The following is a 24,369-nucleotide window of genomic DNA, read 5'->3' as shown; positions in this document are numbered from 1 at the left end:
CGTTCAGATGCTGCGCTGCCGCCGCCGGATCGGCGGCCGGGGCGGACCGATGTGCCGGTGCACCAACTGCAGGGCGGCCAGCAGGATCAGCGAGAATCCGGTGGACAGATAGTCCTCGGTCAGCACGCCGAGGACCGCCAGGCCGCCGAAGACCGGTAGTTCCAGCCACGAGCACCAGGCCAGCAGCCGGAGCCGGGAGGCGTGGGAGTCGAGCCAGGCCAGTCCGTCGTCGACGATGTCGGCGGCCGTGTCGAACTCGACCAAACCGTCGCCCACCTGCACGAACCGATGTACCGCCTGTTCGCGACTGATCCGCCCCAGCCACACCTCGTCGATGAGCCGCTTACCTTCGACCGCAACTTCCGTGACGACCGCGTCCATTCTGCGCCAGTCCCTTTCCAGTTGGTCTCGCAAAGTGTAAGCGCCCCGAGCCGCAATCACCCCGCAATCCGGCCGTCCCAACGCTGGGTGGCGCGAGACGGGCGGTCCGGGACCGCCCGCGCGGCGTGGCCGATCGACGCGAATCGGACAGTGCCGCAGCTCACACCGGTCTCGCGGAGAAGTGGCACCGAAAGTCTTGGCGATGAACGGAATTCGGTGCCGCCGACATCGATCGAGTGAGCGTTCCCGCTTTTCGGAATTAGGTATGGAATACCTTCCTGTGCAATGGTTTACCTAAATTCGGGCAGCCTTTCTTTGCTGGCGGAGAAAAGGCGGGCGAGTTATTTTTGTCCGGTGCAAGCGGATACGGCGGTAATGGAGAGTGTGGTCCGGCCCGAAACCCACGGGCCGGGTTTGTCGGTGCGACTGAATTGGCTGCGGGCCGGGGTGCTGGGTGCCAACGACGGAATCGTCTCCGTCGCAGGGATTGTCGTGGGTGTGGCGGCGGCCACGACGTCGACGTCGGCGATCGTGACCGCGGGCGTCGCCGGACTCGTCGCGGGCGCGGTGTCGATGGCGCTGGGGGAGTACGTGTCGGTGAGCACGCAGCGCGACAGCGAGCGCGCGGTGCTGGCCGTGGAACGGCGTGAACTCGCCGAGGACCCGGCGGGTGAACTCGCCGAACTGGCCGCCATCTACGAGGGCAAGGGCCTGACGCCGGCCACCGCGTGGAAGGTCGCCGAGGAACTGACCGCCAAGGACGCGTTCGCCGCGCACGCCGAGGCCGAATTGGGAATCGACCCGAGCGAGCTGACCAACCCGTGGCATGCCGCGCTGTCGTCGGCGACGGCGTTCACCATCGGCGCCCTGCTGCCGCTGCTGGCCATGCTGGTACCCGCGGCGATCCGGGTTCCGGTCACCGCGGCGGCGGTTCTGGTGGCACTGGCCGCGACCGGCGCCGTCGGTGCCCGGCTCGGGCAGGCGTCGGTGCGGCGCGCGACGATTCGCGTGCTGGCGGGCGGTGCGCTGGCGATGGCGACGACCTATGTGGTCGGCCACCTGGTCGGTATCGCGGTCTAGCGGACGGTCGGGGCGGCAGGCGAAATCAGCGGTTCCGGAACCGGTTTCCCACGCGCAGCCGGTCCATGACCGCGCGCATCTTGGCTTGCCGGTGCGGATCGCCGATCCGGAATTCGACGTGCACGACGGGATGGGATGCGTCGATCAGCGCCACGGTTTCGCGGTCCGTGGAGTGAGCAGCGCGGGGTGAAGCGGTCATAACTCCCAGTGTGCACCCGCGGCTATTTTCTGGCAATGTGTTCTGCCGCTCTGTCGCTTTCGAAACCCAATCGAAATGCTCGGGGATGCAGTCGCTTACACCGCCGCGCCGCCGCCGCTCACGGCCGGGAGCCCACCAGGTCCCGTTTGCGGGCCTCCCGGGCCAGCGCCCGGTCACGCTGTTCTTCGAAACGCGCACAATCGTTTCGCAGTTTCTCCAGGAATTCCCCGAGAGTATTGCGCACCCGCTCGCCGCGAGCGGTGAAGTCGTTGCGATCGAACACATTCCACTTGCGCAACACCGGCATCACGACTTCCTCCAGATGCTGGCGCAGATCGTAGATTCCGTGCTTGGCCATCAGCACGCCGTTGCGTCGCCAATCCGGCATTCCGGCGCCCGGCATCTGGAAATTGCACACGATATCGGCAATCGCCTCCAGCGCCTGGTCGGGCGCCAGATCCAAAGCCGCCGCGCACATATTGCGGTAGAAGATCATGTGCAGGTTCTCGTCCGCGGAGATGCGCGCCAGCATGCGGTCGGCGACCGGATCCTCGCAGACCTTCCCGGTGTTGCGGTGGGAGACCCGGGTGGCCAGTTCCTGGAAGGTCACGTAGGCCACCGAGTGCAGGAATCCGGTGTCGGCCCGCTCCACCACGCTGGCCTTGTCGCTTTCGCGCACGAGTTTCATCGCGTCGTAGCCGTTGGTCATGTGGCCCATCCTGGCCCGCTCCAGGGCCACGGGGTCGACCGCGCGGGTGACGACCAGATAGTCGCGAATCGCGATGCCGTGCCGGTTCTCCTCGGCCGTCCACCGCCCCACCCAGGTGCCCCAGGCGCCGTCGGCGGAGAAGTTCTCGGCGATCTCGCGATGGTAGGACGGCAGATTGTCCTCGGTGAGCAGATTCGTGACCATCGCGGCGCGGGCCAGCTCGCTCAGCCGTGACTGGGCGGGGTCCCAATCGGTTCCGCCGAGGGCGGCGAAATTGCGTCCCGCGTCCCACGGGACGTAGTCGTGCGGATGCCACGTCTTCGCCATCGACAGATGTCGATGCACGTTGTTCTCCGCCACGGGCTCGAGTTCCAGCAGCAACTCGAGTTGGGTGAGATTCCTGACCACGGTGTTGCCCTTCCTCGTTGTGGATCGCCGTGCGACGCTGCGGGAAGAAACCGGTACAGTGCAGTCACGACCGGGTTGCCGGGTGGCACTCGGGGCTGCGCCGGTCGTGTTCGCCTCGCTAATGTAGCCGCTCCACCGCCACCGTTGTCGCTCCAGCTGGTATTCGCCGCAGTGTTGCCCCTGTTCCGCAGTGTTGCCTGTCGAAAGTGAGCCGAGAATGACGGTTTCCAGCCGTATGCGCTATCGCGACGTCGTCGTCACCAGCCTGGCCGCGACCACGTCCATCGCCGGTGATATCGACTCCACGTGGAAGGGACTGTTGAACGGCGAGAGCGGAATCGACATACTCGACGACGGTTTCATCGACCAGTTCGAACTTCCGGTTCGCATCGGCGGTCATCTCAAGGTCGTTCCGTCCACCGTCCTGAGCCGCGAGGAGTCCCGGCGGCTGTCCTACGTCGAGCAGATGGCGCTGGTGCTGGGGCGTGAGGTGTGGCGCAACGCCGGTGCGCCCGAGGTCGATCCGGAGCGGCTCGGCGTCTCCATCGGCACCGGTCTGGGCGGTGCGGAGGCGCTCATCGACGTCAAGGACAAGATGGCCAACGGCGGATATCGCCGGGTCAGCCCGCTTGCGGTGCAGATGATCATGCCCAACGGCGCGGCCGCGGTGGTCGGGCTGGAATTGGGCGCCAAAGCCGGTATCGCGACCCCCGTTTCGGCGTGCTCCTCGGGGTCGGAGGCCATCGCCAACGCGTGGAAGATGATCGTGATGGGCGATGCCGACGTGGTCGTGACCGGCGGGGTGGAGGGGTCGATCCAAGCCGTGGCGATCGCCGCCTTCACCATGATGCGCGCGATGAGCACGCGCAACGACGATCCGAAACGCGCCTCGCGCCCGTTCGACACTGATCGTGACGGGTTCGTCTTCGGTGAGGCCGGCGCGATGATGGTGCTGGAATCCGAGGAACACGCCCGGGCCCGCGGTGCCACCGTGCACGCCCGGCTGCTCGGCGCCGGGCTCACCTCCGACGGTTTCCACCTGGTGGCGCCGGATCCGGACGGCAAGGGCGCGGCGCGGGCCATCGCCCGCGCGCTGCAGACCGCCGGATTGTCGAAAACCGATGTGGCACATGTGAACGCGCATGCCACGGCGACGCCGATCGGCGATACCGCGGAGGCCCGTGCCATCGCCGCGGCGGTCGGTAGCCACGCCTCGGTCTACGCGCCGAAATCGGCGCTGGGACATTCCATCGGCGCCGTGGGGGCGCTGGAATCGGTGCTCACGGTGCTGTCGATCCGCGACAGCCTCGTCCCGCCCACGCTCAACCTGGAAAACCAGGATCCGGATGTCGATCTGGACATCGTCAAGGGCGAGGCCAGGCCCGGGCGGATCGACTACGCGGTCAACAATTCCTTCGGATTCGGCGGCCACAACGTGTCGTTGACCTTCGGTCGGTACTGAGTTGCCCGGCCGGAGCCCCCCGCGAGGGCGGGCTCCGGGCATTCGTTCCTGCGTGACTGTTCGTGCGTGACGTTCGTGCGTGAAAAGGATGAGGGAATGATCGGCGAGACCTTCGATGACTATCTGGACGAAGACGGCAACATCTGCATCCTGGGCGATGCGACCCTGATCGATTTCGTCGACAAGCACAGTGCGGCGAACGGGGACGAGCTGGCCTACCGCTACATCGACTATTCGCGCGAGCTCGAAGGTGAGTACCACGAGCTCACCTGGCGCCAGTTCGGTGCGCGGTTGCGGGCGGTGGCGGCCCGGTTGCAGCAGGTGACCCGGCCGCGGGACCGGGTGGCCGTGCTGGCGCCGCAGGGCCTGGACTACGTGGTGGCGATGTTCGCGGCGGTGTACGCGGGCAATATCGCTGTGCCGCTGTTCGACCCGGAGGAACCCGGCCACACCGACCGATTGCACGCCGTCCTCGGCGACTGCCGGCCGACCGCGATTCTGACCGCGAGTTCCGCGGCGGGCGGGGTTCGGGAATTCTTCCGCGGCATGCCGGCGGGACAGCGTCCGCGCATCATCGCGGTCGACGCGATACCCGACAGCGTCGGCGCGGGCTGGACCCAACCGGACATCACCATCGACAGCGTCGCGTACCTCCAGTACACCTCCGGCTCCACCCGCACGCCCGCCGGAGTGGAGATCACGCACCGCTCGGTCGGCACCAATCTGCTGCAGATGATCGACGCGCTCGGGATCGACGAAACCGCCCGCGGCGTCACCTGGTTGCCGCTGTTCCACGATATGGGCCTGCTGTGCGTGATCCTGCCGGCGATCGGCGGCAAGTTCATCACCATCATGTCGCCGAGCGCGTTCGTCCGGCGGCCTTCTCGCTGGATCAAGGAGCTGGCCGCCGCCTCCGACGGCGCCGCGACCTATGCCGCCGCACCGAATTTCGCCTTCGAGCACGCCGCCGCGCGCGGGCGGCCGAAGGCGGGGGAGCATCTCGATCTGTCGAATGTGATCGGCCTGATCAACGGCAGTGAGCCGGTGTCGGTGTCGTCGATGGCGAAATTCAACGATGCCTTCATGCCCTACGGACTGCCGAAGACGGCGATCAAACCGTGTTACGGGATGGCGGAGGCCACCCTGTTCGTGTCGGCCACCCGGCGCGAGGACGCCGCGCGGATCGTCCACGCCGACCGCACCCGGCTCAACGCCGGGCATCTGGTCGAGGTCGACCCGGATGCGGAAAACGCCGTGGCACAGGTGTCCTGTGGATATGTGGCGCGCTCGCAGTGGGCGGTGATCGTGGACGACAACGGCGCCGAACTGCCGGACGGCCGGGTCGGGGAGATCTGGTTGCACGGGAAGAATATGGGCATCGGCTACTGGGGCCGTCCCGAGGAGACCGAGGCGACCTTCCACAACCGGCTCAGCGCCCGCCAGGCTGCGGGCAGCCACGCCGAAGGCACTGCGCCGCAAGCGGATTGGATGAGCACCGGCGATTACGGCGTGTATCACGACGGCGAGTTGTACATCACCGGCCGCGTCAAGGATCTGGTGATCGTCGACGGGCGCAACCACTATCCGCAGGATCTGGAGATGTCGGCACAGGAGTCGTCGACCGCACTGCGGCCGGGTTTCGTCGCCGCATTCTCGGTGCGCGGTGACGAGCTGCCCGCCGACCTCGCCGCCTCCGGTTCGGGGGGCGAACACCTGGTGATCGTGGCCGAACGGGGAAGTGGTGCAGCCAAACTCGATGCGGGTCCGGTGGCGGAGGTAGTGCGGGCGGCGATTTCGGCGCGCCACGGGGTGGCGGTGCGCGAACTGCTCCTGGTGCCGGCCGGGTCGATTCCGCGCACGTCGAGCGGCAAGATCGCCCGACGTGCCTGTAAGACCGCGTATCTGACGGGAACCCTGCGTGGCGGCCATCGGCAGCAGGCCTTCCCCGATGTCTCCGACGAGTAGCCGAGGCGGATCGGCGAGCGGATTAGGTGAGGCAATCCTCGTGTGCCCGTTGAGATGTCCTCTGGGCACCGGATTGTCCGGTACTTGTCCGTCGGCAACGGCCCGCTGTGGAGTTACCGTGTAGCTACATCAACATGTAGAACCGGATATGGGGCAATGTCATGGAGTTGTCTACCGATTATCTCATTGTGGTGATGGCACATTCGGCGCCCACCCGGCCGTTGACCGTGGAACGTGCACACCAGGTGATGCAGTTGCACACCGATTGTTCGACCGACGGCTGCGGTATCAAGCAGGCGGCGTTCGACGCGCTGGTAACCGCCGGGCATATCGTGCCCGACAGCTGCCGGCACCGCGGATAGCGTGCGTCGGTCGGCGTCGGGGACGCCGACCGGCACACGTGATCCGATCGATCCTCAGAGTCGTTCGATGACGGTGGCGTTGGCGAGACCACCGGCCTCGCACATCGTCATCAGGCCGTAGCGGCCCCCCGACTGCTCGAGGTGGTTGACGAGCGTCGCGAGGATGCGGACGCCGGAGGCGCCGAGCGGATGCCCCAGCGCGATGGCCCCGCCGCGGGGGTTCAGCTTGGCCGGGTCGGCGTTCAGTTCGCGCGCCCACACCAGCGGAACCGGCGCGAAGGCCTCGTTCACCTCGTAGGCGTCGATGTCGTCGATCGACAGACCGCCGCGGGCCAGCACCTTCTCGGTCGCGGGGACGACCGCGGTCAGCATCAGCAGCGGGTCGTCGCCGGTGACGGCGAAGGAGTGGAAGCGCGCACGCGGGCGCAGGCCGAGGGCGGCGGCCTTCTCCTCGCTCATGATCAGGGCCGCCGAGGCGCCGTCGGTGAGCGGGGAGGAGTTGCCCGGCGTGATGGACCACTCGATCTCCGGGAAGCGGGCCAGATACTGGTCGTCGGCGAAGGCGGGACGCAGACCGGCCAGCCCCTCGACGGTGGTGGTCGGACGAATGGTCTCGTCGGCCCGCAAGGTTCCGGCCGCGACGATCTCGCGATCGAATCCGCCCGCCGCGGCGGTTTCGGCGGCCAGCCGGTGTGACCGAGCCGCGAATTCGTCCAGGGCGGCACGGTCGAACTTCCAGCGCGCGGCGATCACCTCCGCCGAAATTCCCTGCTGCACGAGGCCTTCGGGGTAGCGGTGGGCGATCGGGCCGCGATTGGCATCGGCGCCCTGGCCGTTGGAGAACATCGGGACCCGCGACATCGACTCCACACCGCAGGCGATGGCGATGTCGTAGGCGCCGGCGATCACGCCCTGCGCGGCGAAGTGCGCGGCCTGCTGGCTCGAGCCGCACTGGCGGTCCACGGTGGTGGCGGGAACGGCCTCCGGGAATCCGGCCGCGAGCACCGCCGTGCGGGCGATGTTGAACGCCTGTTCCCCGCTCTGTGTCACACAGCCGGCGATCACGTCGTCGACCAGCGCCGGATCCAGGTCGTTCCGTGTGACCAGGTCGGACAGCACTCCGGCCAGCAGGGTGGCCGGGTGGACCTGGGACAGGCCGCCACCGGTTTTTCCCTTACCGGACGGGGTCCGGACGACATCGACGACGACTGCCGTGGTCATAGCCACTCCGATCGATCAAAGTTACTCGAGGTTCTGCTATAAGTTAACACCGATTCGCTTATTTTCCGAGAGTGGGTCGGGTGTGCCGCCGCGCTGCGGGCCCGGCGGCGGCGCGGCTCGCGGACGTCGTCGGCTGCTGCGTGGTCCCCGGATGTGGCAGACTCGGCACGGCACGATGCGGCCGGTCGACGACCGTATGCGGAAGGTGATGCGGGAGTTGGGATGGCGAGTGCGCTGAGCGCGATCGAACAGCAGGTGGCCGACCACAGACGGGCCGCCGCCCAGCAACGTTCGGCCGAGGCCGAACTGCGCCTGGCGACCTCGCTGTGCGAGTTGGCCAGGGCGTGCCTGGACACCAAGGCCGAGGGCGCCGACCGCGACCGCGCGCCCGCCGCGCTGGAACCCGCCCAGGAGGCGGTGCTGATCCGGCTGCACTGGCTGACCGCCGGTCATGTGACCGCGCAATTCGCCGGGCAGGTCACCGAGGCGTTGCGATTGTTCGAACAGGCCGCCCGCACGATCGGGCATCGGGAACTGGCCACCGCGACCATCCGCCAGGCCTGCGACGCGTATCACCAAGTGGCGCAGAACTATCCGATGGCGGCCGGAGTGTGCGCCGACGGTCTGTCCAAATGCGGGGTGTGGCTGTGCCGGCTGGACCCGGAGTCGGCGGTGGCGGCCAGTGCCGAGGCGGTGCGCATCCGCGCGGGCCTGTTCGCCGCCAATCCCGATCAGGCCGGGCGCTACCTGGCCAGCCTGAACATGCTGCTGCGCACGCTGATGATCGGCCGCGGCCGCAAACAGGCACTGGCGACGTATCGCGAACGGTATTCCGCGTGGACCACGCCGGAGATGACCACCCGGCTGCGGGAGACCTCGATCGACGAACTCGAGTTCACCAGCAAAACCCATGCCGCCCTGGTGAAATTGGAATGTCCGACGCTCGAGCGGGCCGGATATCTCACCCAGCAGCAGATCCTGTATCAAACCGCCGGTGATCTGACCACGATCGAGGAGATCAACTGGAAGCTCGGTCTGGTCGGGCTCAAACCCCTCGCGGCCGGTGCGCTGGCGGACCCGCCGTCCAAGCCGATGGAGATCGCCACCTCCTACGGGGCGTTGAGTGTGCGCTGCGCCGCCGCCGACGCCGTGGCCCGCGTGCGCGCGGCCGTCATCGAGGCCTATGCCGCCGACGGCGCGCATCCGGTGGACAGCAGCGCCTTCGCCGGAGTCGGCGAAACCCATTGGCATATGCCCGATCCCGCTCTCAACGCCGCTCCGAACCTCGGTGACGACGTGGTGCTGCTGCAGCGTGCGGGCAGCTGGGTGCATGTGCTGAGCCTGTTCTGGGAACTCGCCCCCACCGGCAGAAATCCTCTGGCGCTGCGGCTTTCGCGGCAGTGGCCGGTGCTCGCGGTCAACACCATCGAGAATCTGACCTACGAATTGTGCTGGTACGCCGACGGTGCCGCCCGGCAGTTCGCCGCCCTGGGCCGACCGGCAGGTCAGGAGCCGCTGGAAGAACCGCTGGCGCCGTTGGATTTCGCGATGCTCGCCGACTACGGCGCCGACTACGCCTCCGAAACCCAGGTTCGCGCGGCGTTCGGCAACTCCGGCATGTTCGCCAAACTGACCAACCTGCCCGCCAGCGGTATCCGGCAGGCCGGCCAGGCGCGTGCCCTGGCCGACTACGGCGACCAGATCCTGTTCTTCCGCGGCGGCGCATCGCAGGGCTGATCCGCCGCGCGGTGTTGTCACCGCCGGCGGATACCGTCGACACATGACACTCTCGGTCGGATGCGCGCAGTGGACGCACGAGGCGTGGCGTGCGTATCAGCCGGATTCGCGGCGGCGCCTGGGCGGGTATGCCCGGTACTGCACCGCGGTGGAGGGCAACACCACCTTCTACGCGACGCCGAACCCGGCCACCGTGCGGTCGTGGGTGGATCAGACGCCCGAGGACTTCCGCTTCGTGCTGAAGCTGCCCAAAACCATCACACACGAGCGCCGGATGCGCGGTGCGGAAACGGAATTGGCGGAATTCCTGCGCGCGGTCGAACCGCTCGGGCCGCGCATCCACGCGCTGTGGGCGCAATTGCCGGCCTCGTTCGGGCCGGACGATCTCGGCGTGCTCGCCGGGTTGCTGCACCGCCTGCCGCGCCGGTATCGCTGCGCGGTCGAGGTGCGCCACCGCGCCTTCTTCGCCGACCCCGAGGCGGCCGGGCGGTTGGAGTATGTGCTGGAACGTGTTGGCGCCGAATGGATTCCGTTCGACACCACCACCCTGTTCGCCGCGCCGCCGCGCAGCCCCGGCGAATACGAGGCGAGCGCGAAGAAGCCGCGGCTGCCGCGCCGCCTACGTGCCCTGACCGAATATCCGATCGTGCGGTATCACGGCAACGACGATGTCGAGGCGACCGTCGCCGGCTGGCGGCCGTGGCGCGATCTCGTCATCGAGTGGTTGGGCGAGGGACGGTCGCCGACGGTCTTCGTTCACACTCCGGACAATGCGGATTCGTTACTGCTGGCCCGGCGGTTCTACGATGACGTGCGGTCCGCCGGCGCGGAGCTCCCGGCCCTCGTGGATCCGGCGCCGATCGAGCCGATGACCTTGTTCTGAGGAAATGAACGACCGCCGTACGCCCTCTGTATACGCTTCGAATCAACTCCACCATCGACGGCCGAACCGAAACAGGGCTGGGAAATATGACCACTTCGACCACCCGGGAGCCGGCGGCGCAGTCGGCCCCGGGCCCCGCGCCGAGCACGCTCTCGCATCGGCAGATTTTGACTATTTTGTCCGGTTTGTTGCTGGGGATGTTCTTGGCGGCGCTGGATCAGAATATTGTGAGTGTGGCGATTGTCCGGATCGCGAATAGTTTGCATGGTTTCGATCAGCAGGCGTGGGCGACGACGGCGTATTTGATTACGGCGACGATTTCGACGCCGTTGTATGGCAAGTTGGCCGATATCTATGGTCGCAAGCCGTTCTATCTGTTGGCGATCGGTATTTTCGTGGTGGGTTCGGCGGCGTGTACGTTCGCGACGTCGATGTATGAGTTGGCGGCGTTCCGCGCGTTCCAGGGTCTCGGCGCGGGGGGCCTGATGTCCTTGGCGTTCACCATCATCGGGGATATCGTGCCCGCCCGCGAACGCGTGCGGTATCAGGGCTATTTCATGATGGTGTTCGGCACCGCGACGGTCGCCGGCCCGGTGCTCGGCGGCTTCTTCTCCGATTACGACACGCTGTGGGGTATCGACGGCTGGCGCTGGGTGTTCCTGGTGAACGTCCCGATCGGCGTGCTCGCGTTGGCCGTGGTCGCGAAGGTGCTCAACGTGCCGCACGAACGGCAGCGGCATCGCGTGGACTGGTTCGGTGCGATCGCGCTGGCGATCTGTGTGGTGCCGTTGCTGATCGTGGCCGAGCAGGGCCGCGGCTGGGGCTGGGAGTCATCGCGCGCGCTGCTCTGCTACGGCATCGGTGCGGTCGGGCTGCTGCTGTTCGTCCTCGTGGAATTTCTGATGAAGGATGCCGCGCTGATTCCGCTGCGGCTGTTCCGGAATTCGACGTTCTCCGTCACCATCCTGGGCGGCTTCATCGTCGGTATCGCGATGTTCGGCGCGATCAGTATGGTGCCGCTGTATCTGCAAGTCGTGCGGGGCTATTCGCCGACCAAGGCGGGTCTGTTGATGCTGCCGCTGGTGCTGGGCATCATGATCGGCTCGCTGATCGCGGGGCAGGTCACCAAATTGACCGGCCGCTACAAGATCCTGCCCGTGCTGGGCACCTTCGTCATCGCATGCGGGGCGGCGCTGTACGCGCAGGTGCACTACGACAGCCCGCTGTGGCAGCCGCTGGTGTACAGCGCGGTCATCGGCTTCGGACTCGGTGGCTGTATGCAGACGTTGATCATCGCGGCGCAGAATGCCGGTCCGCGGTCGGATATGGGTGTGTCGACGGCGTCGGCGACCTTCTTCCGGCAGATGGGCGGCACGCTGGGTGTCGCGGTGTTCCTGACGATTCTGTTCAATCTGTTGCCGCACAAGATCATCGACGCGTTCGGCGGTGTGCTGCCGCCCGGCTTCGACACCGGGAAGCTCGATCAGCTGCAGTCGAACACCAGTGGGATCGCGGCACTGCCGGCGCAGGTGCGCGATCCCATTCTGATCGGCTTCACCGACTCCCTGCACGGCGTGTTCTACGCCGCCGCCGGCGTGGCGCTGCTGGCCTGTGTGGTGCTGCTGTTCATGAAAGAGATTCCGCTGCAGGACAGTTCGGCACCGCCGGCGCAGCCGCAGCGCGCCGAACCGTCGCAGAAAGAGCGGACCGTGGCCGACGTCGAAGCCGCCGAGTCGGCGCTCGAACCCTGGGAGCCGGAGCCGTCGTGGGAGGCCGACGGCGACGCCGCCCGGACGGAATCGGCGCCGGTCCTTGCCGAACCGGCCACGCACACCCCGTTTCCGGAGGCCGTCGGCGACGCGCCTGTGTCCGGACACATCCACCGCGAAGACGGGCAATCCATACCCGGTGCGGCGCTGACACTGATCGACCAACGGGGACACCAGGTTTCGCGCGCGACGACCGACGGCGCGGGCGGCTACCGCCTGAGCGTGCCGGACGCCGGTAACTATGTGCTGATCGTTTCCGCCGAGGGATATCAGCCCGCCGCGGTGAACGTCGCGATCGGTTCCGAACCCCAGACGGTCGATCTCACCTTGCTGGGGTCGGGGGAGCTGTCCGGCATCGTCACCGAGGGGCCGGGCCGGCCACTCGCGGGCGTGACCGTCACCCTGACCGATCGGCGCGGCGAGGTCGTCGGTGCGGCGGTGACCGGAGCCGACGGCGCCTACGCCTGTCACGGCATCGTCGCCGGCACCTACACCCTGGTCGCGGTCGCCGGACATCGCAGGCCGGATGCCACCACGTTGACCGTTCCCGAGACCGGCATGTTGCGCTACGACATCGAACTCGCGCCGACGGCGGTGCTGTCGGGCCGGGTGCGCTCGGAGCGCGGTCCGGTCGCTCACGCCCACGTGACGGTGCTGGATTCGGGTGGCGCGGTGGTGGCCGCCGCGTTGACGGACGGGGACGGCCGCTACCGGATCGACGACCTCCCCGCCGGGGACTACACGGTGGTGGGTCGCGGCTATCCGCCGGCCAGTGCGCTGGTGGCGGTCGACGGCGAACAGATCGCCCACGACCTGCGGCTCTGCTACGACGGCGCGGCCGACAGATCGTGATCGGTATGCCGCGGCCGGTGCAGCGACACCGGAGTGCGGTGGACCTGCGGGAGGTGCGGGTGGCCTCGGACCGGGCCGTATTCGGTGCTGTTCGCCCCCGTGTCACCCGGCCCGATATCCCCGGGCTCGATGTCGCCGGGTTCGATGTCGTCCGGCCCGATATCGCCGGATCGCAGGGCTGTCCGCTCGAGGACCCGGGCGCACAGCCGGATCACCGCCTCGTCCAGGGGGATGCCGAGTTCGGCGGCGTGCAGGGTGGCCATCTCGACGGCCCCCAGGTCGTCCACGAAAGCCGGATCGGACAGGATCTCGTCCAGGATCATGCCGCTCAGCGCCTGTTCCTGGGTCAGAAGCTCGCCGGGCAGCCAGCTCAGCAGCCATCGTCCGGGAAGTGACGGCAGGCGCTGGGCAGATTCCGGGGTGACATCGCTGGTCATCAACCAGTCGGTGATATGAAGCGTCATGGCATTCCCCTTCCACCAAGCCGGCCGCTGCGGCGGTCGTTGCCGCTCCGATAAACGGAGAGCCGGTGGCTATAGCTAAATGCTAAGGACGGCTTTCCGGGGCTGTCAACTAAGCATCAGTGCTTATCTGCGATATCTTCGGGACCTCAATGCCCATCTTCAATCAGATAAGCCCAGCGAATATCTGAATTGATTACCGGAGCTAGGTGCGCAGGCGTGAAAGTTGGCTCTGCGGAACGCTTTCGAGCGGCGTGTGGCAGAAACCGCAGCAGGCCGGGCGCATTCGAGTTATCGGTGAGCTGTGTTCGCCGCGCGTTCACCGGAGTAATGAAAAATTGATGTTTAGCTGATGATGCGATGGGCCACATGTGATTAGAATTCCGCATCGTGACACAATCTGACCCAGACGGTGGCGAACGGATCGGCGAACTGGTGCGCCGGCTCCGTATCGAGTCCGGTCTCACCCAGGCCGCGCTGGCCAAACAGGCGGACTGTTCACGCAGCCTCGTTCAGCAGATCGAGAACGGCACCCGCGTGCCGCCGCTGCCGCTGCGGGAACGGCTGAGTTCGGCGCTGGGGCAGGAACTTCCGATGGACGGCGTCGCCGGCTCGTCCGAACCCGGTGGGCATTACGACCTGCGGATGCGTTTCAACGTGCTCCTCGGCAAGGACCCCGGCGTCGTGGATCGGGTGCTGACGATCGCGCAGACCGTGCTCGACGCCCGCGGCGCGCGCGAGGAGGTGGAGCCGTTGCGCCTCATCGCCGCTCGCCAGCTCGAGCGCGCGGAAGAGCTGCTGGCGCAGATACCTTCGCGCAGTGCGACGGTGTGGGAGTGGAATACGGTCAACGACTGGCTGACCATCCTGGAACAGGCCGAACAGTCCGTGCGTGCCATCCACACCGCCGACCTGGGCACCATCGGCGGCGACGTCGGCGACGACTACCATGCCGCGATCGTGCGCCTCGCCGATGCGGTGCACGAGCCGCGAGTCACGGTGCGGCGCATGTACGTTCTGGATCGCATCGAAGATGTGTGGCCCTACGACGACAAGCTGTGGTGGCAGGCGCGCTCCGGTGTCGAAAGTGTGCTGGTCAAGCGGGAGCACGCGCGCAACGCGCAGAGCATGCTGGTCGTCGACGACCGCTATGTCTGTGTCGGGGAATACGACTACTCCCGCCAGACCCGGGTCGCGACGCGGTTCTCGGTGCTCAAACACGATGTGGCGTTCGCGGTCCGGCGCTTCGAGAAGCTCTACGACCTGCGGCGTATCGGTTCGGCGATCGTGGTCAACGATCTGCTGGCCGATCCGCGGCTGGCCCGATTCGACCGCCTGGGCGACGGTGAGGGACGGGACCTGTTCCGCGAGACGCTCGTTCGAGCCTGGGAGGACATCCCGACCCCCGGTCAGGCGTCGCTGGAAACAGGGCGGCTGTGACGAGCGGCCCCCGGCATACCGAGCGGGCCGCCGCCGCGATGATCCTGCGTTCCGAGGAGCGCAAGAAGCAACTGCGCAGGCAGCTGTCGGAGACCGCGCCGTTTCCCGGCCGATCCGGCCGCCGGTATGAGGGTGTCCTGGACGCGTACCACGGCGAGACCGGATTCGAGATCGATCCCGCGGCGGCGCGCGCCCTGCGGCGGGCGTGGAATGATCTGTCACCGCATCGGATCCGGCGCAGAGGTCTGCCGGACTACGACAAGCGGCAACCGCTCGAGGTGCGGGAGTCGGCCGCCGCCCGCCTGTTCGACCGGCTGCACCGCCCCGCCGACGGCGTGGCCGGCGTCCGGGTTCGTGCCGACGAGGTCGTCGTCTGCCCGTATTCGAGCATGCTGATGCTCGAGGAGGTGATCGCGACCGTCGTGCGTCCCGGCGGGGTGATCGTCTGCCCGGAGGGCTTCTACAAGAACTTCGCCACCCATATCGCCAAATTCGATGTGCGCGTCGTGGTTCCGGCGGCCACGCCGGACGATTCGTTCCGCGTCGACCCGATCGCCCTGGCCCGGGAACTGGCACGGCACGGTGATGCCGTCTGTGCGGTACTGCTGACGCTGCCGGGCAATCCGGTCGTCACGCGGTACTCATCGGACGAATTGCGGGAACTCGCGGAGGTTCTCGTCGCGGCCGAGGTGCCGGTGGTCTGCGATATGGCCTTCGACCGGCTTGTCGGCGGTCATATCCCGCTCGCGGCGCTGGAGGTGCCGACCGCGCACGGCTCGGTCCGGTTGTACGACCGGATGGTGACCGTCACCGGCAACTCGAAGGGCTACAACGCTTTCGGCCCGTGCAAACTGGGCGCCGCGTGCACCGGCGACGCGCAGTGGCTGGAGCGTATCCGGGCGCGACTCACGATCGCTTTTCAGCGTGAGAGTACGCATCTGGTGCGCGCGGTGCTGGACCATACGCCCGACGCCTATTTCGAGCACAACCGGAAGCTGGTGCGCGAACAGTTCGACACCGCTCTGGACCGGATCGCCGCGATCAACGCCGAATTCGGCTCGAATGTATTGCGGACGTTGGGCTCCGGCGCGAGCATGTTCCTGTCCGTCGTCGCCGACTCCGCCCTTCTGGACGCGGCGGGAGTGGGCGACAGCGCCGAGCTCGAGGATCTCTTGCTGGCCGGTGCGGGAATCGACAGTGTCGCGCTGGGGCGCACCGGATCGCCGCGGACGGGTGTGCGGCTCAACGTCCTCGCGCCCCGGCACGGACCCGGCACCGAGTCGCGGGAGTTGATCGACGAACTCTTCGACCGGCTCGGCGGGCTGGTCGCCGACCTGACCGGTGGCGCCACCTACCGCGACATCCTGCGCCGGCGCGGAATCGCGGAGCCACCGGCGTGATCGTCGGCGTCCTGCGCGAAAACGCCGCCCGGGAACGGCGGGTGGCGCTGACGCCGGACGGGGTCCGATGCCTGATCGCGGCCGGGATGCGGGTCGTGATCGAGGTCGGCGCCGGGCGAACGGCCGGATTCGACGACGCCGCCTACCGATTCGCGGGGGCAGCCCTCGTGGACGATCCGGCCGCCGTGGTGGCGGCCTGCGATGTGCTGGCCTGGGTGAAGCCGACGACCCACGATCTGCGCGCGATGTCGCGGCGGCCGCATCTCACGCTGATCGGCTTCCAGGACCCGCTGCGGCGAGCGCCGGACATCGCCGAACTGCGCGGTTCAGGTGTGGAATCGATTGCGTTCGAGCTGTTTTCGCCCGAGGCCGGTGCCCTGGACGCGCTCTCGGCGATGAGCCGGATCGCCGGTAGCGTGGCCTATCTCGCGGGCCGGCGGCTGGTGCCGCGCACCATGCGCAGGCCGATCCGTTCCCTGATTCTGGGATGCGGGGCGGCCGGACTGTCGGCCGTCGCCGCGGCGGCCGCCTGCGGGGCGGAACCGCCGGTGGTGCTGGGGCGTCGGCCCGAACTGCGTCGGGCGCTGAATGCGCAGGGCCCCAGTGTCTTTCATTGGTCGCCCGACGTCGACGCCGCGTGCGTCCTGGAGCGGATCCGCGCGGACAAACCGGATCTGGTCCTCTGCGCCGCGGTGCGGCGCGGACACCGGGCTCCGCTGCTGGTCGACGGGACCGCACTCGACGCGCTCGGGGACGGCGCGGTCGTGGTCGACCTGACCGCCAAGGCGGGTGGCAACTGCGCGGCGACCGTCACCGACGCGACCGTGGTGCTGCGCAACGGCGTCGTGGTGACCCACCGTTCGAACTATCCGGCGCGCCGACCGGCCGCGGCCAGCCGGGCCTACAGTGCGGCGGTAACCGCCGCGATACTACGACTGGCGCAATCCGGCCTGCCGTGTGATCACATGGTGTCGGACGCTTCCGCTTCGAACACTTCCGCCACGATCGGACGAACCTGATCCATTCCGGCGCCCGGTTGTTCGCGCCGCACCGACGTCATATCCACATCGGGCAGTCCGCACGCGACGGCCCACTGCCACGGTTCCAGGTCGCCGTCGACGTTCATGGCGAAGCCGTGACTGGTGACGCCACGGCTCTGCCGCATGCCGATGGAGACGATCTTGCGGCCCGTCTCGACGGTCCACACGCCGGTGAGCAGTTCCGATCCCGGCGGGGTATCGCGGCGTTGCGCCCGGATGCCGAGCCGGTCGAGCGCGGCGACCAGGCGGTATTCGACCTCGCGGATGTAGTCCACGACGCCTTCGCCCGCACCGAGTTTCACGACGAGGTATCCGACGAGCTGCCCCGGGCCGTGATAGGTGAGCTGTCCGCCGCGGGTGGTCTCGACCACCGGAATCCCGTGTTCCGGATCGGGGAGATGCGCACTCGGCGTCCGGCGCCCGATCGTATAGACCTGCGGATGGCTGAGCAGCCACAACGTATCCGGCCGTTCGTCGCGCCGGCGCTGTTCCACCAGTTCGGCCATGCGGTCCATGGCCTTGTCGTAGTCGACGAGTTCGTCCTGGATCAGTGTCAGCGGCCGCGACCTCATGATCCGAGAATACGACCGGGGCCGACAGGGGCGTCGCGCAGTGGGCCTCGGTACGCCATGGCTCAGTACGCGTCGGTGTTGAGTTTGTCCCGCGCCGGCAACGCGTCGCCGCGCAACGTGACCCGATCGATGGGCACGCCGCCGTCGAGGCTGGACAGCGTGCCGGCATCGCCGCGCAGCGTCAGCTCGTCACCGCCGAGGGACAGATGTTCCAGCTCGGTCTCGGTGACGACGGGCGCACGGTGGCGCCGGTTGTGCACGATGCTGCTGAGGTAGGCCGCGGCGATGATCCCCACTCCCAGCAGCCCGGTGACGACCTCGTTCAGGTGGTGGCCGGTGGAGACCAGCAGGATCGCCGCGAGCGCGCCGATCGCCCAGTGCGCACCGTGTTCGAGATAGATGTACTCGGCCAGCGTGCCGCGCCGGACCAGATAGACGGTGATCGAACGGACGAACATCGCGCCGATCAGCCCGAGCCCGAGTGCGATGACGATCGGATCCGCGCTGATGGCGAAGGCGCCGATCACGCCGTCGAAGGAGAACGAGGCGTCCAGCACTTCGAGGTAGACGAAGCCGAAGAAGGCGGCGCGCCCGGTCAGCAGGGCGGCGCGCGAGGGGCCCTGTCCGGGCTGTTCGTTCTCGAAATGGGCGCCGAGGCCGTCGACGAGGAAATAGGTGGCCATGCCGAGAGCGCCGGAGACCATGACGACGTCGGCCTTGTTGTTCGGCGCGAGCACACCGGCGGTGAGCACCAGCGCGATGAGCGCGATCACCACGGTGAACATCGAGAACCGCCCGATCCGCGCCAGCGGGCGCTCGAGCCAGCTCAGCCAGGTGACCTCACGCTGGGCGCAGATGTAGTTCAGGAACAGCAGCAGCAGGAACATCCCGCCGAAGGCCGCGATCTTCGGATTGGCGTCGTTGAGCAGCGTCTCGTAGCTCGGCCGTCCGTCCGGGAAGAAGGGCGCGCCGCCGGCGGGTGGGTTCATCGCCAGCCGCAGCGCCTCGATCGGGTCCAGATGCGCACCGATCGCGACCACCACCAGTGGGAACACCAGGCGCATGCCGAAGACCGCTATCACCATTCCCAACGTGAGGAAGATGCGCTGCCAGAACGCGCTCATGCGTTGCAGGACACTGGCATTGACCACCGCGTTGTCGAACGACAGCGATACCTCGAGAACGCCGAGGGCTGCGACCAGCACCACGGCCTCCGGCCCGCCGTACAGCACCGCGACGACCAGGGACGCCGCGGCAACCAGGAACGACAGGGCGAAAACTCGCACGAACATGCCGATGCCTTTCGTCAATTCGACACCCGCGGGGGGTATGACCTCGCGGGTCACAGCATTCAGAGTGCTCGCAACCCTGCCCTCGATTGTGACAGTTGAAGTGGTCCGGCGACAATCGACAGCTAGTACCAGTGGTGGGACTGCCAGAATGCCCACGCCCCGTCGGGGCTGCCGTACCGCTCGACCATGTAGTCGTAGGTCCAGCGGATCTGGGTCACCGGGTTGATCATCCAGTCCACGCCGTGGGAGGCCATCCGCTCCGGCGGCAACGCCTGCCCGAGGCCGTAGGCGCCCGATTCCGGATTGACGGCGAACGGATTCCAGCTGCTCTCGTGCGTGATCACGTTGTCGAACGAGGGGAACTGGGGGGCCGGGACGATCGTGAGGGCGACCGTCTTCATCGGCAGGCCCAGCAGCAGACCCGCGGTGCCGGACCCGGAGGAGCCCGCCGAACCCGAGGCCGAACCGGATGCCGATCCGGAGGTGTCGGCGCAGGCGGGGCCGCAGTCGGCGCCGGCCGTGGCGGCGAGGGCCGCCGGTGCGCCGAGCAGCCACAGGGCGAAGAACGTGGCGAAGGCGGCGCGGCGGAGCGGGAACCTCGGTGTCGTCTCGGTCACAATTTCGGTGCCGGTCGGGGCGGGTGCCGAAGATGGCGGCAAGGTTGCCGAGCCGATCGGCCAGGCGGAGACGACCGGAAAATGCATTGCCGAATCGGTGGGCTTCGCGGTCTGATTTGTCGGCTGGGCCGGAATTCGGGCGGGCTCGATTGGCGCGGACATGGTCAGCTCGGTCCTTCCGTGTCGACTTGCCGATCGATCAGAGTCGGAAATGCGACAGGTCGAGCAAACCATCGGTAATCCCGGGATGTCCGGATTGGGATCGGCGTGTCCGGCGCGGGCTTGCCGGTGTGAGCCGGGGTACGTGCGAGCGGTATCCGAACGGATGTATAGTTGGCCTCAGCAACTAGTTGTACATGCTAATCAAATGCGTCGCGGGGAGTAAGGAAACTCGATCATGGTCGTCGATGCCCGTGATCCCCGTGTGAGCCCGGGGGCCGAAGGCGGTAGCTTGCGTAACCACGTAGGCCCTGGCGAACACGGCATCGAACACAGCGCCGGTGTCACCGAACAGGATGTGGCCGATCGACTCGGCGGCCAGCTGATCCGGTTGATGCGGGCGATCGGCAGAACCAAATCGCACATAGCCAAGTACGGTCCGGACGGTCTGGAGCGATTGGCCTATTCCGTGCTGTTCTGCCTGGTCCACGACGGTCCGCAGCGGACGGGGAAGCTCGCGGACACCTTGCATACCGAAACATCGACCATCAGCAGGCAGACCAGATCGCTGGTGGCACACGGCCTGGTGGAACGCCGGGCCGACCCCGTGGACGGACGGGCCTGCGTGCTGGCGCCCACCGCCGAAGGGGTGCGGGTCTTCGAGGAGAACCGCCGAAACCGCAACCGCTGGCTGGCCGAGGTGATGGCCGAGTGGCCCGCCGACGAACGGGCCAGATTGACCGATCTCCTCGAGCTGCTCGTCAGCGGCATCGAGGAATCCACAGCTGAAAAGTCCACTGCAACAGCCGAATCGAATTAGGGCTTACATACACATGACGACTTCGACCAGTGAGGCTCCGCCGGCGCAGCCGAACGCTCCGACCGTCGCGCCGACAGCGGATGTGCGACCGTCTCTGTCGCATCGGCAGATTTTGACTATTTTGTCCGGTTTGTTGCTGGGGATGTTCTTGGCGGCGCTGGATCAGAATATTGTGAGTGTGGCGATTGTCCGGATCGCGAATAGTTTGCATGGTTTCGATCAGCAGGCGTGGGCGACGACGGCGTATTTGATTACGGCGACGATTTCGACGCCGTTGTACGGCAAGTTGGCCGATATCTATGGTCGCAAGCCGTTCTATCTGTTGGCGATCGGTATTTTCGTGGTGGGTTCGGCGGCGTGTACGTTCGCGACGTCGATGTATGAGTTGGCGGCGTTCCGCGCGTTCCAGGGTCTCGGCGCCGGTGGCCTCATGTCGCTGGCCATGACGATCGTCGGCGATATCGTCCCGCCGCGTGAACGGGCCCGCTACCAGGGCTATTTCATGATGGTCTTCGGCACCTCGACCGTGCTCGGCCCGGTGCTGGGCGGCCTGTTCTCCGATTACGACACGCTGTGGGGTATCGACGGCTGGCGCTGGGTGTTCCTGGTGAACGTCCCGATCGGCGTGGTCGCGCTCGCGGTCGTGGCCAAGGTGCTCAACGTCCCGCATCAGCGGCAGAAGTTGAACGTCGACTGGTGGGGCGCGATCGCGCTGGCGATCTGTGTGGTGCCGTTGCTGATCGTGGCCGAACAGGGCCGCACCTGGGGCTGGGGTTCCAGCGACTCGGTGATCTGCTACGCCATCGGCGCGGTGGGCCTGGTGTTGTTCATCGGGGTGGAATACCTGATGAAGGATTCCGCGCTGATTCCGCTGCGGCTGTTCAAGAACTCCACCTTCTCGGTCGTGATGATCGGTGGCTTCATCGTCGGTATCGCGATGTTCGGCGCGATCAGCATGGTGCCGCTGTATCTGCAGGTGGTGCGCGGCTATTCGCCGACCGAGGCGGGTCTGCTGATGCTGCCGCTGGTGCTGGGCATCATGATCGGGTCGATGATCTCCGGTCAGGTCGTCAAGCGCACCGGCCGCTACAAGATCCTGCCGGTGGTCGGCACCTTCCTGGTGACCGTGGGCGCGCTGCTCTACGCGCAGCTGCACTTCGACAGCGCGATGTGGCAGGTGCTCGCGATCGGCGCGCTGGTCGGGCTGGGTCTGGGCTGCTGTATGCAGACGTTGATCATCGCGGCGCAGAATGCCGGTCCGCGGTCGGATATGGGTGTGTCGACGGCGTCGGCGACCTTCTTCCGCCAGGTCGGCGGCACGCTGGGTGTCGCGGTGTTCCTGACGATTCTGTTCAATCTGCTGCCGCACAAGATCACCGACGCGTTCGGCGGTCATCTGCCGCCCGGACTGGACGCCGGCAAGCTGAACCAGCTGCAGGCCAACACCGCCGGAATCGGCGCGCTGCCACAGCAGATCAAGGATCCGATCCTGATCGGGTTCACCAACTCGATGCACGGCGTGTTCTACGCCGCGGCGGGCGTGGCCCTGCTGGCCTGCATCGTCATGATGTTCATGAAAGAGATTCCGCTGCAGGATGCATCGGCGCCCGCCCCGGCGCCGAAGGATCCGGTCGAGGCGGCCGATGCCGAATGGGCCGAGAACCAGGTGTGGGAGGGTGCCGCCCAGGCGCTCTCCGAACCCGAACCGGTTCTCGCCGCCGCGGCGGCAGGTCGGCACACCGCGGCCAACGGGCACGAATCACATCGAATTGCGGAGGTTTCGGCGATGACAAACACTCCTGTCGTCAACTCCCACGGCAGCGGCCACGCCATCGGCGGGCAGGTGCAGCGGGCCGACGGCCGACCGGTCGCGGGCGCCGCGCTGACACTGATCGACCAACGCGGACACCAGGTTTCGCGTTCGGCCGGCGACAGCGGCGGCCGCTATTCGATCGAGCCGCCCGGCGCGGGTAGCTACGTGCTGATCGTCTCGGCGAACGGTCACCAGCCGGCCGCGGTGAATGTCACCGCCGACGGACGCACCCAGCGCCTCGATCTGACCCTGCAGGGCTCGGGCGAGCTGTCGGGTATGGTCCGGACCGCCGTCGCCGGACAGCCGCTGGCCGGTGCGACCGTCACCCTCACCGATCTGCGTGGCGAGGTGGTCGGCGCGGCCGTCACCGACGCGTCCGGCAACTACCTCTGCCACGGTGTGGTCTCGGGGACCTACACCCTGGTGGCGGTGGCCGAACACATGCGCCCGAGCGCGACCGCGCTGGTCGTGCCCGACAGTGGCCTGCTGCACCACGACATCGAGCTCTCGCCGATGGCGGTGCTGACCGGAACCGTGCTCGCCGACGGCGGCGCGGTGCTGGACGCGGAGGTCACGGTGCTCGATCGCTCCGGAACCCCGATCGGGACCACCCGCACCGACGAGAACGGCCAGTACGTCCTGACCGACCTCAGCGAGGGTGAGTACACGGTGGTCGCGCGCGGTTATCCGCCGGTGACCAGCCGGGTCACCGTCGGCGGCGGCGAGGTCGAGCACGATGTCCGGCTGGGTTACGACGACGGTGACGAGGGTGTTCGCCCGGCCGCCGAGCCCACCGGAGTCGCCGGCACGAACGGTGCCGCGACGAACGGAGAACGGAACGGGGTGCGGCACAATGGTGTCGAACCCAGTGGTGTCGATCAGAACACGGAGCTGTCATGAGCGGTTTGACCGCACAGGTTCGCAATTCCGATGGCTGGCCGGTGCCGGGTGCGCTGCTGACCGTGACCGATCTGACCGGTCGCCAGCTCGCCCGGGCGGTGGCCGACGAGACCGGGTCCGCGGCCACCGAGCCGCTGCCCGCCGGTATGCACACCGCGGTGGTGACCGCCCCCGGCTACCAGCCGGTGGCGCAGATCGCGCGGATATCCGCTTCCGGCAGTGGGCAATTGGGTGCGGTGGCATTGCAGTCGGAGGCGAGCTCCGTCGGCACGCCGGCGCCCGGCCCGTGGACCATCGACCCGGTGCACTCCACGGTCGTGGCCACCGCCCGCCACCTCGGTATCGCGAGTATCAAGGCGCGATTCGCCGAGGTGGGCGGCCGACTGGACGTGGCCCGGAACTTCGAGCAGACAACCGGATTCGCCGAGATCAAGGCGGCCAGCATCGACACCGGAATCGGGATGCGCGACGACCATCTGCGCTCGGCCGACTTCCTCGATGTCGAGAGCTACCCGCTGATCGGCTTCACCGGAACCGGATTGCGGCGCACCGGCGCCGATACCTGGGTGATGCCCGGTGAATTGGAGCTGCACGGTCAGCGCCGCCCGGTGGAGCTGGACCTGACCTACGGCGGTTCGGGACCCGACCCGTGGGGTGGGGTCCGGGCCGCCTTCCATGCCGAAACCCATTTGCACCGCAACGATTTCGCGATCGACTACAACGCCGTCGTCCGCGCCGGCGTCGCCGCGGTGGGCACCACGGTGAAGATCGAACTGGATATCGAACTGGTGCAGGGAGATTCGCTGCCGCAGATGTAGCGGGCGGGC

At 67.4% G+C, this 24,369-nt stretch carries 21 protein-coding genes; 13 read left to right on the top strand and 8 right to left on the bottom strand.

Annotation, left to right across the window (positions count from 1 at the left end):
* Positions 1-3: 3 nt before the first annotated feature.
* Positions 4-381: a hypothetical protein gene (locus tag IRT45_RS37020; protein ID WP_030516063.1), complete on the bottom strand. Its 378-nt coding sequence runs from the start codon at positions 379-381 to the stop codon at positions 4-6.
* A 375-nt stretch (positions 382-756) separates the two neighbouring features.
* On the opposite strand from IRT45_RS37020, the gene IRT45_RS19060 reads away from it, so the two are divergent.
* Positions 757-1,461 (top strand): VIT family protein, encoded by a 705-nt coding sequence (locus IRT45_RS19060; RefSeq protein ID WP_194807202.1) that lies wholly within the window; start codon positions 757-759, stop codon positions 1,459-1,461.
* Between the two features lie 25 nt (positions 1,462-1,486).
* On the opposite strand, the gene IRT45_RS19055 is transcribed toward IRT45_RS19060, so the two are convergent.
* Both IRT45_RS19055 and IRT45_RS19050 read right to left on the bottom strand, forming a co-directional pair.
* A complete protein-coding gene (locus tag IRT45_RS19055) occupies positions 1,487-1,660 on the bottom strand; it encodes a hypothetical protein (protein WP_156055668.1) in 174 nt (57 codons plus the stop codon).
* Between the two features lie 118 nt (positions 1,661-1,778).
* Complete coding sequence (locus tag IRT45_RS19050) at positions 1,779-2,777, bottom strand: acyl-ACP desaturase (protein ID WP_194807201.1); 999 nt, start codon at positions 2,775-2,777, stop codon at positions 1,779-1,781.
* A gap of 217 nt (positions 2,778-2,994) precedes the next feature.
* On the opposite strand from IRT45_RS19050, the gene IRT45_RS19045 reads away from it, so the two are divergent.
* The 3 genes from IRT45_RS19045 (at position 2,995) to IRT45_RS19035 (ending at position 6,566) form a co-directional block, all read left to right on the top strand.
* Complete coding sequence (locus tag IRT45_RS19045) at positions 2,995-4,239, top strand: KasA/KasB family beta-ketoacyl-ACP synthase (protein WP_194807200.1); 1,245 nt, start codon at positions 2,995-2,997, stop codon at positions 4,237-4,239.
* 96 nt (positions 4,240-4,335) lie between these two features.
* Positions 4,336-6,204 (top strand): long-chain-fatty-acid--AMP ligase FadD32, encoded by a 1,869-nt coding sequence (gene fadD32 / locus IRT45_RS19040; RefSeq protein WP_228534595.1) that lies wholly within the window; start codon positions 4,336-4,338, stop codon positions 6,202-6,204.
* A 161-nt stretch (positions 6,205-6,365) separates the two neighbouring features.
* The gene (locus IRT45_RS19035) at positions 6,366-6,566 is read left to right on the top strand and encodes a hypothetical protein (protein WP_062963520.1); all 201 of its coding nucleotides are present in this window, start codon (positions 6,366-6,368) and stop codon (positions 6,564-6,566) included.
* A 54-nt stretch (positions 6,567-6,620) separates the two neighbouring features.
* Here the strand turns inward: IRT45_RS19035 and IRT45_RS19030 are convergent, their stop codons facing one another.
* On the bottom strand, positions 6,621-7,787 hold the full coding sequence (locus IRT45_RS19030; protein ID WP_194807199.1) for a thiolase family protein: 1,167 nt from the start codon (positions 7,785-7,787) through the stop codon (positions 6,621-6,623).
* 222 nt (positions 7,788-8,009) lie between these two features.
* On the opposite strand from IRT45_RS19030, the gene IRT45_RS19025 reads away from it, so the two are divergent.
* The 3 genes from IRT45_RS19025 to IRT45_RS19015 all read left to right on the top strand — a co-directional run bounded on the left by IRT45_RS19025 (position 8,010) and on the right by IRT45_RS19015 (position 13,028).
* Positions 8,010-9,524 (top strand): hypothetical protein, encoded by a 1,515-nt coding sequence (locus IRT45_RS19025; protein WP_194807198.1) that lies wholly within the window; start codon positions 8,010-8,012, stop codon positions 9,522-9,524.
* A 43-nt stretch (positions 9,525-9,567) separates the two neighbouring features.
* Positions 9,568-10,407: a DUF72 domain-containing protein gene (locus tag IRT45_RS19020; protein WP_194807197.1), complete on the top strand. Its 840-nt coding sequence runs from the start codon at positions 9,568-9,570 to the stop codon at positions 10,405-10,407.
* An 86-nt stretch (positions 10,408-10,493) separates the two neighbouring features.
* On the top strand, positions 10,494-13,028 hold the full coding sequence (locus tag IRT45_RS19015) for an MFS transporter (protein ID WP_194807196.1): 2,535 nt from the start codon (positions 10,494-10,496) through the stop codon (positions 13,026-13,028).
* Here IRT45_RS19015 and IRT45_RS19010 read toward each other — a convergent pair.
* Positions 13,001-13,492: a hypothetical protein gene (locus IRT45_RS19010; protein ID WP_194807195.1), complete on the bottom strand. Its 492-nt coding sequence runs from the start codon at positions 13,490-13,492 to the stop codon at positions 13,001-13,003. The two genes, IRT45_RS19015 and IRT45_RS19010, sit on opposite strands and share 28 nt — an antisense overlap.
* A 387-nt stretch (positions 13,493-13,879) precedes the next feature.
* On the opposite strand from IRT45_RS19010, the gene IRT45_RS19005 reads away from it, so the two are divergent.
* Genes IRT45_RS19005 through IRT45_RS18995 form a run of 3 tightly spaced genes read left to right on the top strand, consistent with a single transcriptional unit; the run spans position 13,880 to position 17,348 of the window.
* Complete coding sequence (locus tag IRT45_RS19005; RefSeq protein ID WP_194807194.1) at positions 13,880-14,929, top strand: helix-turn-helix transcriptional regulator; 1,050 nt, start codon at positions 13,880-13,882, stop codon at positions 14,927-14,929.
* Positions 14,926-16,329 (top strand): pyridoxal phosphate-dependent aminotransferase, encoded by a 1,404-nt coding sequence (locus IRT45_RS19000; RefSeq protein ID WP_194807193.1) that lies wholly within the window; start codon positions 14,926-14,928, stop codon positions 16,327-16,329. The genes IRT45_RS19005 and IRT45_RS19000 overlap by 4 nt, the downstream gene beginning before the upstream one ends.
* Positions 16,326-17,348, top strand: coding sequence for a hypothetical protein (locus IRT45_RS18995; protein ID WP_194807192.1), 1,023 nt, complete (start codon positions 16,326-16,328; stop codon positions 17,346-17,348). The genes IRT45_RS19000 and IRT45_RS18995 overlap by 4 nt, the downstream gene beginning before the upstream one ends.
* On the opposite strand, the gene lipB is transcribed toward IRT45_RS18995, so the two are convergent.
* From lipB to IRT45_RS18980, 3 genes are all read right to left on the bottom strand, one after another.
* Entirely contained in the window at positions 17,291-17,941 is a 651-nt protein-coding gene (gene lipB / locus IRT45_RS18990; protein ID WP_194807191.1) for a lipoyl(octanoyl) transferase LipB, read from the bottom strand. The two genes, IRT45_RS18995 and lipB, sit on opposite strands and share 58 nt — an antisense overlap.
* 62 nt (positions 17,942-18,003) lie before the next feature.
* Positions 18,004-19,233, bottom strand: a complete 1,230-nt coding sequence (locus IRT45_RS18985; RefSeq protein WP_194807262.1) for a DUF475 domain-containing protein — start codon at positions 19,231-19,233, stop codon at positions 18,004-18,006.
* A gap of 122 nt (positions 19,234-19,355) precedes the next feature.
* Entirely contained in the window at positions 19,356-19,850 is a 495-nt protein-coding gene (locus IRT45_RS18980; protein WP_309241049.1) for a transglycosylase SLT domain-containing protein, read from the bottom strand.
* A gap of 451 nt (positions 19,851-20,301) precedes the next feature.
* On the opposite strand from IRT45_RS18980, the gene IRT45_RS18975 reads away from it, so the two are divergent.
* The 3 genes from IRT45_RS18975 to IRT45_RS18965 are packed head-to-tail and all read left to right on the top strand — an operon-like array spanning position 20,302 to position 24,360.
* Entirely contained in the window at positions 20,302-20,829 is a 528-nt protein-coding gene (locus IRT45_RS18975; protein ID WP_228534594.1) for a MarR family winged helix-turn-helix transcriptional regulator, read from the top strand.
* A 13-nt stretch (positions 20,830-20,842) separates the two neighbouring features.
* Positions 20,843-23,542, top strand: a complete 2,700-nt coding sequence (locus tag IRT45_RS18970; protein ID WP_194807189.1) for an MFS transporter — start codon at positions 20,843-20,845, stop codon at positions 23,540-23,542.
* Positions 23,539-24,360, top strand: coding sequence for a YceI family protein (locus IRT45_RS18965; protein WP_194807188.1), 822 nt, complete (start codon positions 23,539-23,541; stop codon positions 24,358-24,360). The genes IRT45_RS18970 and IRT45_RS18965 overlap by 4 nt, the downstream gene beginning before the upstream one ends.
* The last annotated feature ends 9 nt before the right edge of the window (positions 24,361-24,369 follow it).

Source organism: Nocardia sp. BSTN01, assembly GCF_015354405.1.
Taxonomy (GTDB): domain Bacteria; phylum Actinomycetota; class Actinomycetes; order Mycobacteriales; family Mycobacteriaceae; genus Nocardia.
This window is presented reverse-complemented; position numbering and strand designations above follow the sequence as displayed.

Excerpts from the sequence above, each read along its gene's own strand:
- lipB (WP_194807191.1), bottom strand. The coding sequence starts at position 17,941 with ATGAGGTCGCGGCCGCTGACACTGATCCAGGACGAACTCGTCGACTAC.
- IRT45_RS18965 (WP_194807188.1), top strand. The coding sequence starts at position 23,539 with ATGAGCGGTTTGACCGCACAGGTTCGCAATTCCGATGGCTGGCCGGTG.
- IRT45_RS19060 (WP_194807202.1), top strand. The coding sequence starts at position 757 with ATGGAGAGTGTGGTCCGGCCCGAAACCCACGGGCCGGGTTTGTCGGTG.
- IRT45_RS19025 (WP_194807198.1), top strand. The coding sequence starts at position 8,010 with ATGGCGAGTGCGCTGAGCGCGATCGAACAGCAGGTGGCCGACCACAGA.
- IRT45_RS19055 (WP_156055668.1), bottom strand. The coding sequence starts at position 1,660 with ATGACCGCTTCACCCCGCGCTGCTCACTCCACGGACCGCGAAACCGTG.
- IRT45_RS19035 (WP_062963520.1), top strand. The coding sequence starts at position 6,366 with ATGGAGTTGTCTACCGATTATCTCATTGTGGTGATGGCACATTCGGCG.
- IRT45_RS19045 (WP_194807200.1), top strand. The coding sequence starts at position 2,995 with ATGACGGTTTCCAGCCGTATGCGCTATCGCGACGTCGTCGTCACCAGC.
- IRT45_RS18970 (WP_194807189.1), top strand. The coding sequence starts at position 20,843 with ATGACGACTTCGACCAGTGAGGCTCCGCCGGCGCAGCCGAACGCTCCG.
- IRT45_RS19015 (WP_194807196.1), top strand. The coding sequence starts at position 10,494 with ATGACCACTTCGACCACCCGGGAGCCGGCGGCGCAGTCGGCCCCGGGC.
- fadD32 (WP_228534595.1), top strand. The coding sequence starts at position 4,336 with ATGATCGGCGAGACCTTCGATGACTATCTGGACGAAGACGGCAACATC.
- IRT45_RS19030 (WP_194807199.1), bottom strand. The coding sequence starts at position 7,787 with ATGACCACGGCAGTCGTCGTCGATGTCGTCCGGACCCCGTCCGGTAAG.
- IRT45_RS18985 (WP_194807262.1), bottom strand. The coding sequence starts at position 19,233 with ATGTTCGTGCGAGTTTTCGCCCTGTCGTTCCTGGTTGCCGCGGCGTCC.
- IRT45_RS37020 (WP_030516063.1), bottom strand. The coding sequence starts at position 381 with ATGGACGCGGTCGTCACGGAAGTTGCGGTCGAAGGTAAGCGGCTCATC.
- IRT45_RS19010 (WP_194807195.1), bottom strand. The coding sequence starts at position 13,492 with ATGACGCTTCATATCACCGACTGGTTGATGACCAGCGATGTCACCCCG.
- IRT45_RS19020 (WP_194807197.1), top strand. The coding sequence starts at position 9,568 with ATGACACTCTCGGTCGGATGCGCGCAGTGGACGCACGAGGCGTGGCGT.